Source organism: Streptomyces sp. NPDC054887 (assembly GCF_053610585.1).
Genome location: NZ_JBSGYQ010000124.1, coordinates 1 through 8,323, shown reverse-complemented (window position 1 = coordinate 8,323; position 8,323 = coordinate 1). Strand labels below are relative to the sequence as shown.

Below are 8,323 nucleotides of genomic sequence, written 5' to 3'. Positions count from 1 at the left end.
CAACCTGCCGGCGGGGCCTCCCCGTGTCGTGTCACGACCGCTTGTCGCGGTCGGCCTACGGCTCGAACTTGTAGCCCAGTCCCCGCACCGTCACCAGGTATCTGGGCGCGCCCGGATCCGGCTCGATCTTGGCGCGCAGGCGCTTCACGTGGACGTCGAGGGTCTTGGTGTCGCCCACGTAGTCCGCGCCCCACACACGGTCGATCAGCTGCATGCGGGTGAGCACGCGGCCCGCGTTGCGCAGCAGCATCTCCAGGAGGTCGAACTCCTTCAGCGGCAGGTCGACCTTGCCACCGCCGACCGTGACCACGTGGCGGTCCACGTCCATGCGCACCGGCCCGGCCTCCAGGGCCGCCGGGGTGACCTCTTCCGGCTCGCCGCGGCGGCGCAGGACCGCGCGGATGCGGGCGACCAGCTCGCGCGAGGAGAAGGGCTTCGTGACGTAGTCGTCTGCCCCTATCTCCAGCCCCACGACCTTGTCGATCTCACTGTCCTTGGCGGTCACCATGATGACCGGAACATTGGAATGGCTGCGCAGCTGACGGCAGACCTCGGTGCCCGGCAGGCCGGGGAGCATGAGGTCCAGCAGGACGAGGTCGGCGCCGTTGCGCTCGAACTCGTCGAGCCCGTCGGGCCCGGTGGCCGCGATGGCGACCTCGAAGCCCTCCTTGCGGAGCATGTAGGACAGGGCGTCGCTGAAGGATTCCTCATCCTCGACGACGAGCACTCGGGTCACGGAAGGACCTCCGGGTGGGGAATGGGTTCGCGATCAGTGGTCTCGTAGGGACCGGCGGCGTCGTCTGCGGGATCGTCGACGTCGTCGGGGGCGGCGACCGGGGACCGGTCGCGTGACGCTGCTGCCTCGGGCAGCCGCAGGGTGAAGGTGGAGCCCTGTCCCTCGGTGCTCCACACCGTGACTTCCCCGCCGTGCGAGGCGGCCACGTGCTTGACGATGGCCAGGCCGAGGCCCGTGCCTCCGGTGGCCCGGGAGCGGGCCGGGTCCACGCGGTAGAAGCGTTCGAAGATCCGGTCGCGGTCCTTCTCGGAGATACCGATGCCCTGGTCGGTGACGGCTATCTCGATCAGGTCCCCGCCGGGGGCCGAGATCCGGCGCCCGGCTATCCCCACGCGGGTGCGGGCCGGGCTGTAGTTGACGGCGTTCTCGACGAGGTTGCCGAGGGCCGCGGCGAGCTGCCCCCGGTTGCCCCACACGTACAGGCCCTCGGTGCCGCCCGCGGCCATGGTGATGTTCTTGGTGGACGCGGCGTGGCGGCTGCGGTCCACCGCCTCGTCGACCAGTTCGTCGACGCGGACCGGTTCGGCGTCCTCCAGCGGGTCGTCGTTCTGGACGCGGGAGAGGTCGATGAGCTCCTGGACCAGGTTGGTGAGGCGGGTCGCCTCGATCTGCATGCGGCCCGCGAAACGGGTGACGGCCTCCGGGTCGTCCGAGGCGTCCATGACCGCCTCGGAGAGCAGGGAGAGCGCACCCGTAGGAGTCTTGAGTTCATGGCTGACGTTGGCGACGAAGTCGCGCCGTACCGCCTCGATGCGGCGGGCCTCGGTGAGGTCCTCCACCAGGAGCAGTACGAGGCGCGAGCCGAGCGGGGCGACCCGGGCGGACACCGCGAGGGCCTCGCCGCGTCCGGTGCCGCGCCGCGGGAGGTCGAGTTCGACCTGCCGTATCTCCCCGTCGCGGCGGGTGTCGCGGGCCATGTGGAGCATGGACTCGACGGCCAGTTTGCCGCCCCGGACGAGCCCGAGGGCGTACGCCGCCGAGCTGGCCTTGACCACGTTGTCGCTCTCGTCCAGTACGACGGCGGAGGACCGCAGGACGGACAGGACGGTGTCGACGCCCGGCGGCAGCACCGCGTTGACGTCCGGCCGCATGGACGACCGGGTGGGCCGCGCCTGCTCGCGTTCGCTCCAGCGGAACGTCAGCACGGCGATCACACCGGTCAGCAGACCGGCTATCGCTGCCGCAGCGGCTACTGCCGCGTTCACGTCCATGCACCCAGGTTAAGCGGGGGTCGCGACCCGTCCCCAGTCAAAAGGGTGGCACCTCGAACACTCGTCGCTCAGAGTTCACCGAGGGGATGGGGTTGGTTCACTTGGGGTGCCGGAATCGGACGCGTACCGGACAGAACGTGGGAGCGTGGGGTTCCAGAGGCTCCAGAAAGACTAGAGAGGGACTTTCATGCGCGACGCGTACCACGAGGAACTTGACTCGATCGGTGAAGCCCTGGTCGAGATGGCCCGGCTGGTCGGGTCCGCCATCGGGCGGGCCACCACGGCCATGCTGGACGCGGACCTCAAGCTCGCCGAGAGCGTGATCGCCGCCGACCAGAAGGTGGACGATCTCCAGCACGACCTGGAGGCGCGCGCCATAGCCCTGCTGGCCCGCCAGCAGCCCGTGGCCACCGACCTGCGGATAGTCGTCACCTCCCTGCGGATGAGCGCCGACCTGGAGCGCTCGGGCGACCTCGCCCAGCACGTCGCGAAGCTCGCCCGGTTGCGTTTCCCCGCCTCTGCCGTGCCGCACGACCTGCACGCCACCATGCTGGAGATGGGTCAGCTCGCGCAGCGCCTCATGGCGAAGGCGGCGGAGGTCATCACCACGAAGGACGTCGACCTCGCCCTCCAGCTGGAGCACGACGACGACGAGATGGACCTGCTGCACCGCACGCTGTTCCAGCACCTGATGGACGACCGCTGGAAGCACGGCATCGAGACGGCGGTCGACGTGACGCTGCTCGGCCGGTACTACGAGCGGTTCGCCGACCACGCGGTGTCGGTGGCGAAGCGCGTGGTGTACCTGGTGACGGGCGAGCACGCGGACGAGCTCCAGGCCGCGGCCGGCACGACGGCTCCGCCGACGCAGGGCGAGTAGGGCCGGTTCGCCGCCCGGCCCGGTCGCCCGGCACCTGGCCCTGCCTCGCGACCGGATGCGCCGGTGCGGCGGGGGCCGCCCGCCGGGTGCGCGACCCGGTGGCCGGGCGGCCCCGCTCGGTGTGCGGGCCGGTGCGTGGCGGCCGGTGCGTCGCCCGACGCTTCGCGTGTCCGGTGCGTCGGTCGTCGCCGTCGCCTGTCACGCGGCCCGTTTACGTCGCCCTCGCCGTCGCCTGCCACGTGGCCCGTTTACGTCGCCCTCGCCGTCGCCTGCTACATGGCCCGTTCGCGTCGCCCGTGGCCGTCGCCTGCCACATGGCTCGTGCGCGTCGCCCGTCGCCGTCGCCCGGTGCGTCGGGGCATTGCGCGTGTGCGCCCTTGATGCGCCTGCCCGAGTGGGCATGCAATGGGCAGCAGAAGTACGCCGCGTGCCCTTCGAGGAGGATCCCCATGTCCGATTCCCCGACGTCCGACGCCCGGCAGGAAGTGCCGGCCGATGCGGCCCGCCACCGCCCCGCCCTGACCGTCCTCGGCGCCTGCGGCTGCGGGCCCGGCTGTAGCTGCGGTTGCCAGTCCGGCGCGCCGTGCCAGTGCGGCGGCTGCTCCGGCTGACCCGCCGACGGAGCCCGGCGCGGCGCTTCGGTGCGCGGACGCCCGGAGAGTGGTGCCGGAAGGGCCCCGCCCGACAGGCAGGGGCCCTTCCGGCGTGCGTCTCCGGGCGGGTGGGCGCGCTACGGCCCTTCTTGGCCGCTCCGCGGGGAGTTACCGTGCCAACGTGACCGGCTCATCGCAGCGCCCCCTTCTCTTCCTCGACGTCGACGGACCACTCATCCCGTTCGGCCACCCGGCCGGCCGCCGCCAGGCGGCCTCCACTGCCAGCTCCGGCTCCGGCTCCGGCTCCGGCTCCGGCTCCGGCTCCGGCTCCGGCTCCGGCTCCGGCGGATCGTACGGTCGGGGGAACCCACTCCTCGGGCGCCTCGATCCCTCGGCGGGAAAACGTCTGACGGCTCTGGGGTGCGACCTCGTGTGGGCCACGACATGGCTGGACGACGCGAACGACGCCGTCGCCCCACTTATCGGTCTGCCGCCGACCCTGCCCGTGGTGAGGTGGCCGGACACGGTCGCTGAAGAGGGTCCGCGCGGCTTGCACTGGAAGACCCGCCACATCGTCGAGTGGGCCGGCGACCGCCCGTTCATCTGGGTCGACGACGAGATCGGGTCCATGGACCGTCTGTGGGTCGCGGCGCAGCACCGCTCCCCGTATCTGCTGCACCGCCCCGACCCGCACGAGGGCCTCACCGACGCCGACTACGCCGTACTCACCGACTGGCTCGGCACCACGGTGCCGGATCGCCCCACCGCCTGCCCTGGTTGACCCAGCGAACCCCTTTGCCGTCACCGCGCCTCGCCGACGCCGCACGCCCCATGCGCCATGCGTCAGGCGTCACGCATCACGCGATACGCGTCAGGCGCAGGCGATACGCGGAAGGCCCCGTTGGAGCAACGACGGGGCCTTCGTTCTGCGCTCGTTCTGTGTTCGAGCACGTAGATGCGTGATCAGTTCACGTCGACGTAGTCGCCGGTGGAGTTGCTGGCGCCGGTCGTCGTGTTGCCGCTGTAGCGCCAGCGCCAGGTGCCGTCCTGGGAGGCGGTCACGGTCGTCTTCAGGTGCCCGGTGCTGCCGGCGGTCACCGACTTGACGGTGGTGTAGGCACTGGAGCCGGCGGGCTTGAACTGCAACTTCACCAGTCGGCCGCCGTAGTTGTCGTAACGGTGCAGGCTCCAGTTGGCGCGCTGCACGGTGCCGGTGACGGTGATCGGCGCGCCCTTGGCGACGGGCTCCGGCGAGGCGTTCGCGTTCTGGATGCGCGAGGCACGCTGGAGGCGGACTGTCGCGGAGAGCAGGTCGGTGTCGTAACCGCCGCCCTTCTTGATGGCCGTGCCGACGGACTTCCACTCGGCGGCGTCGCTGTTGACGAGCTTGTTGCCATTGCCGCCCGGCATGTTGTCGGGGTCGATGGACATCGTCTCGTCGCAGTCGTAGAAGGTGTAACCGCCCGCGGACGACTGGCCGCAGCCCCACCGGGTCGTGATACCCGCGAGGTTGTACTCGTTGGACCCGTACGTACCCCGGTACGCGTTGACCCACCAGCTGTCGAGCGTCGCGCTGGTCTTCACCGTGTACGTCAGCGGGGCCTCGACCTCGGCGCTGATGCCGACGACGATGGGCTTGCCGTTGTTGAACACGACGTTCGAGAACGAGATGTCGCTTTCGGCCGCGTGCGCGGCCGGCGCCGTCAGGCCCACGCCCGCCAGTGCCATGGCCCCGGCCAGCACCGCTGCGGCCGCGCGCCGCGCCGCCGGCCGTCTGTGCCGCTGCGGGACAGCAGCCGATATCGAAGTGATCAATCCCCACCCCTGAGTCCGTGTCTCTACGGCGGGTCGACTGCCCGCCGCGGGAACTGTAGATCACGGCTGCGGCATGCGACCCGCGCCCCCGACCTGTGCATGCGGCTGCGGCTCGCGGCTCGCGGCTCGCGGCTCGCGGCTCGCGGGACGAACTCCGCAGAGGACGGAGATCAACCCCCGTAGGTGCAGCCCAAAGGGGGCAAAAGGTCTGGCGGTGGTCGCCGCCTGTTGGGTTCGGCCCACTCGACCCTGCCGGTGGCGGGCGGCCCCAGGGCAGCGAAGAGCCCCCCGCCCCCGCGGTGGAGCCGCAGGGTGGGGGGCTTGTTCGGCGCTGGTTACTTCTTCTTGCCCTGGTTCTTCACGGCCTCGATGGCGGCCTTCGCGGCCTCCGGGTCGAGGTACTTGCCGCCCTTGGTGACCGGGCGGAAGTCGGCGTCCAGCTCGTAGTAGAGCGGGATGCCGGTGGGGATGTTAAGGCCCGTGATCTCCTCGTCGGAGATGCCGTCGAGGTGCTTCACCAGGCCGCGCAGGGAGTTGCCGTGGGCGGCGATCAGGACGGTGCGGCCGGCGAGCAGGTCCGGGACGATGCCGTCGTACCAGTACGGCAGCATGCGCTCGACGACGTCCTTGAGGCACTCCGTGCGGGGGCGCAGCTCGCTGGGGATCGTCGCGTAGCGCGGGTCGTCGGACTGGGAGAACTCCGTGCCGTCCTCAAGGACCGGTGGCGGGGTGTCGTACGAGCGGCGCCAGAGCATGAACTGCTCCTCGCCGAACTCGGCGAGGGTCTGCGCCTTGTCCTTGCCCTGGAGGGCGCCGTAGTGGCGCTCGTTCAGGCGCCAGGAGCGGTGGACGGGGATCCAGTGGCGGTCCGCGGCCTCCAGCGAGAGCTGGGCCGTGCGGATGGCGCGCTTCTGGAGCGAGGTGTGGAGGACGTCGGGCAGCAGGCCGGCTTCGACGAGCAGCTCACCGCCGCGCACCGCCTCCTTCTCGCCCTTCTCGGTGAGGTTGACGTCCACCCATCCGGTGAACAGGTTCTTCGCGTTCCACTCGCTCTCGCCGTGGCGGAGCAGGATCAGCTTGTACGGTGCGTCGGCCATGCGTACGAGACTAATGGACGCCCAGGACGGTTGACGGCTCGCGTCAATTGAGTGGCTGCGGTCGGCGGCGCACTTGTAATTTGCGGGTACCGCATCAGCCGCTTACAGGCGTCCACCGTCGCCGCAGAGGGTCCCTGGGGGGATGACACATGTCGATGGCCGCGCTCAGACGTGCCGCGAAGGATTCGGTCTCGGGGTTCCCCGCCGGGTTCTGGTGGCTGTGGACGTCGACGCTCGTGAACCGCACCGGAGCGTTCGTCCTCACGTTCCTGTCGCTGTACCTGACGCAGGAGCTGGGGTACTCCGCCTGGTACGCGGGGATGGTCATAGCGCTGCACGGCCTCGGCGGCGTGGCCGGTGCGCCGCTCGGCGGGATGCTGACCGACCGGTGGGGGCGGCGGCCCACGATGATCGCCGGTCACCTGGGCACGGCGACGGGCGCGGCCGCGCTCGCCGTGGTGACGAGCGCGGTGGGCGTCGCCGTGGTGGTGCTGCTCATCGGCGTCACCATGCAGTCGGTGCGGCCGGCGATCGGCGCCACCATCGCCGACCTGGTGCCGGAGCACGACCGGCGGCGCGCGTACGCCCTGAACTACTGGGCGCTCAACCTCGGTTTCGCGATCGCCGCGCTCGGCGGCGGCGCGGCGATCGTCTTCGGCTACCGGACGCTGTTCCTCGTGGAGGCGGCGGCGACCGTACTGTGCGCGCTGATCGTCTTCCTGCGCCTGCCGGAGACGCGGCCGGTCGCCCCTGCGGCGGTGAAGGGGGAGGAAGCGCCCGCGCCGCAGCCGAAGGTGAGTGTCGTGGAGGTCCTGCGCGACGGGCCCTTCCGGACGCTGGTGCTGCTCAACCTGCTCGTCTGCCTCATCTTCACCGCGCCGTGGGTCGGCCTGCCGCTGACCATGGCCGGTGAGGGGCTCGAACCCAGTGCGTACGGCATGGTCATCGCGGTCAACGGCGTCGTGATAGTCGGCTTCCAGCTGCTCGTCAACAAGATCACCGACCGTCGGTCGCCGGCCGCGCTCCTCACCGTCTCCTCGCTGCTGTTCGCCGCCGGGACCGGGGCGACCGCCCTGGCCGGGACGCCGCTGGTGTTCGCGGTGACGGTGATCGTGTGGACGGTCGGCGAGATGGTGCACGTGCCGACGAACGCCGCCGCCACCGCGCGGCTGGCCCCAGAACACGCGCGCGGCCGGTACCAGGGCGTGATGGGCATGTCCTGGGCGCTCTCCGGCTTCCTCGCGCCGGTCCTGGCCGGCTGGGTCGTGGACGGGCCCGGGCCGGACGTGCTGTGGATGGCGTGCGGGGTCGTCGGCGTGATCGCGGCGGTGGGGTACGGGACGCTGCTGCGGCGGGCGCTGGTCGAGACGGAAGAGGGACAGGTTGGTGGCGTTGAGGTTGGTGGGGTGGCGGCTGGTGGGGTTGGCGTTGGTGGGGTGGAGGGCGCGGGTGTGGGGGCGGTCGGCGTGGTGGTGGACGAGGGGCTGGGGCGTGGGGCGGGGTCCGGTGCCGGTCCTGGGGCGGGTGGGTCGAAGGTCGGTGGCTGAGGGTCCGTTGGGCCTCGTAGAGATGCCGGGGGCGTAGGTCGCCTTGTGATCCGTACGCCCGCAGGCGGGGTGCAGCGGGCCGGGGAAGGCCGGTACGTCGGTCTGGTCGGGCTCCCTCTCCTCGCTGATGCGGCCGTCGCGCTGTACGGCGCGACCCTGCGGGGCCGGTGCCGGGCCGAACCTTCGCACGGCGCGGGGGCTTCGGGCGTCGGACAGGGCCCGGGGCTTCGGGGTCGGTGCCGTGCCCGGGCGTCTCCTCGGGCGTCGAACCTTCGGGCACCGCTGCGGTCCCTTCGGCGCGGTTGCGTTCAACGCCCTGCGGGGAGCGCCCCGGCACGTCCCCTCCTGCCAACGTGTTGCCGCACGCGGCGGGTGGGCCGGCCC

General features: G+C 71.4%; 8 protein-coding genes. 4 read left to right on the top strand and 4 right to left on the bottom strand.

The window, feature by feature from the left end; translation table 11 throughout:
* Positions 1-55 precede the first annotated feature (55 nt).
* Positions 56-736, bottom strand: a complete 681-nt coding sequence (locus tag ACWGH0_RS34270; RefSeq protein WP_028814608.1) for a response regulator transcription factor — start codon at positions 734-736, stop codon at positions 56-58.
* Complete coding sequence (locus tag ACWGH0_RS34265) at positions 733-2,007, bottom strand: sensor histidine kinase (RefSeq protein WP_453408183.1); 1,275 nt, start codon at positions 2,005-2,007, stop codon at positions 733-735. The genes ACWGH0_RS34270 and ACWGH0_RS34265 overlap by 4 nt, the downstream gene beginning before the upstream one ends.
* 187 nt (positions 2,008-2,194) lie before the next feature.
* Between ACWGH0_RS34265 and phoU the strand changes: the two genes are divergently transcribed.
* The 3 genes from phoU (at position 2,195) to ACWGH0_RS34250 (ending at position 4,261) form a co-directional block, all read left to right on the top strand.
* Positions 2,195-2,887: a phosphate signaling complex protein PhoU gene (gene phoU / locus ACWGH0_RS34260; protein WP_453408182.1), complete on the top strand. Its 693-nt coding sequence runs from the start codon at positions 2,195-2,197 to the stop codon at positions 2,885-2,887.
* 449 nt (positions 2,888-3,336) lie between these two features.
* Entirely contained in the window at positions 3,337-3,498 is a 162-nt protein-coding gene (locus tag ACWGH0_RS34255) for a hypothetical protein (protein WP_453408181.1), read from the top strand.
* A gap of 163 nt (positions 3,499-3,661) precedes the next feature.
* Positions 3,662-4,261 carry an HAD domain-containing protein gene (locus ACWGH0_RS34250; RefSeq protein ID WP_453408180.1) on the top strand — a complete coding sequence of 200 codons (600 nt, stop codon included), beginning with the start codon at positions 3,662-3,664 and terminating at the stop codon, positions 4,259-4,261.
* Between the two features lie 182 nt (positions 4,262-4,443).
* Here ACWGH0_RS34250 and ACWGH0_RS34245 read toward each other — a convergent pair whose 3' ends face one another.
* Entirely contained in the window at positions 4,444-5,295 is an 852-nt protein-coding gene (locus ACWGH0_RS34245) for a hypothetical protein (RefSeq protein WP_453408179.1), read from the bottom strand.
* 335 nt (positions 5,296-5,630) lie between these two features.
* The gene (locus tag ACWGH0_RS34240; protein WP_453408178.1) at positions 5,631-6,392 is read right to left on the bottom strand and encodes a phosphoglyceromutase; all 762 of its coding nucleotides are present in this window, start codon (positions 6,390-6,392) and stop codon (positions 5,631-5,633) included.
* A gap of 155 nt (positions 6,393-6,547) precedes the next feature.
* Here ACWGH0_RS34240 and ACWGH0_RS34235 point away from each other — a divergent pair, with 155 nt between their 5' ends.
* Positions 6,548-7,939, top strand: a complete 1,392-nt coding sequence (locus ACWGH0_RS34235) for an MDR family MFS transporter (RefSeq protein ID WP_453408177.1) — start codon at positions 6,548-6,550, stop codon at positions 7,937-7,939.
* The last annotated feature ends 384 nt before the right edge of the window (positions 7,940-8,323 follow it).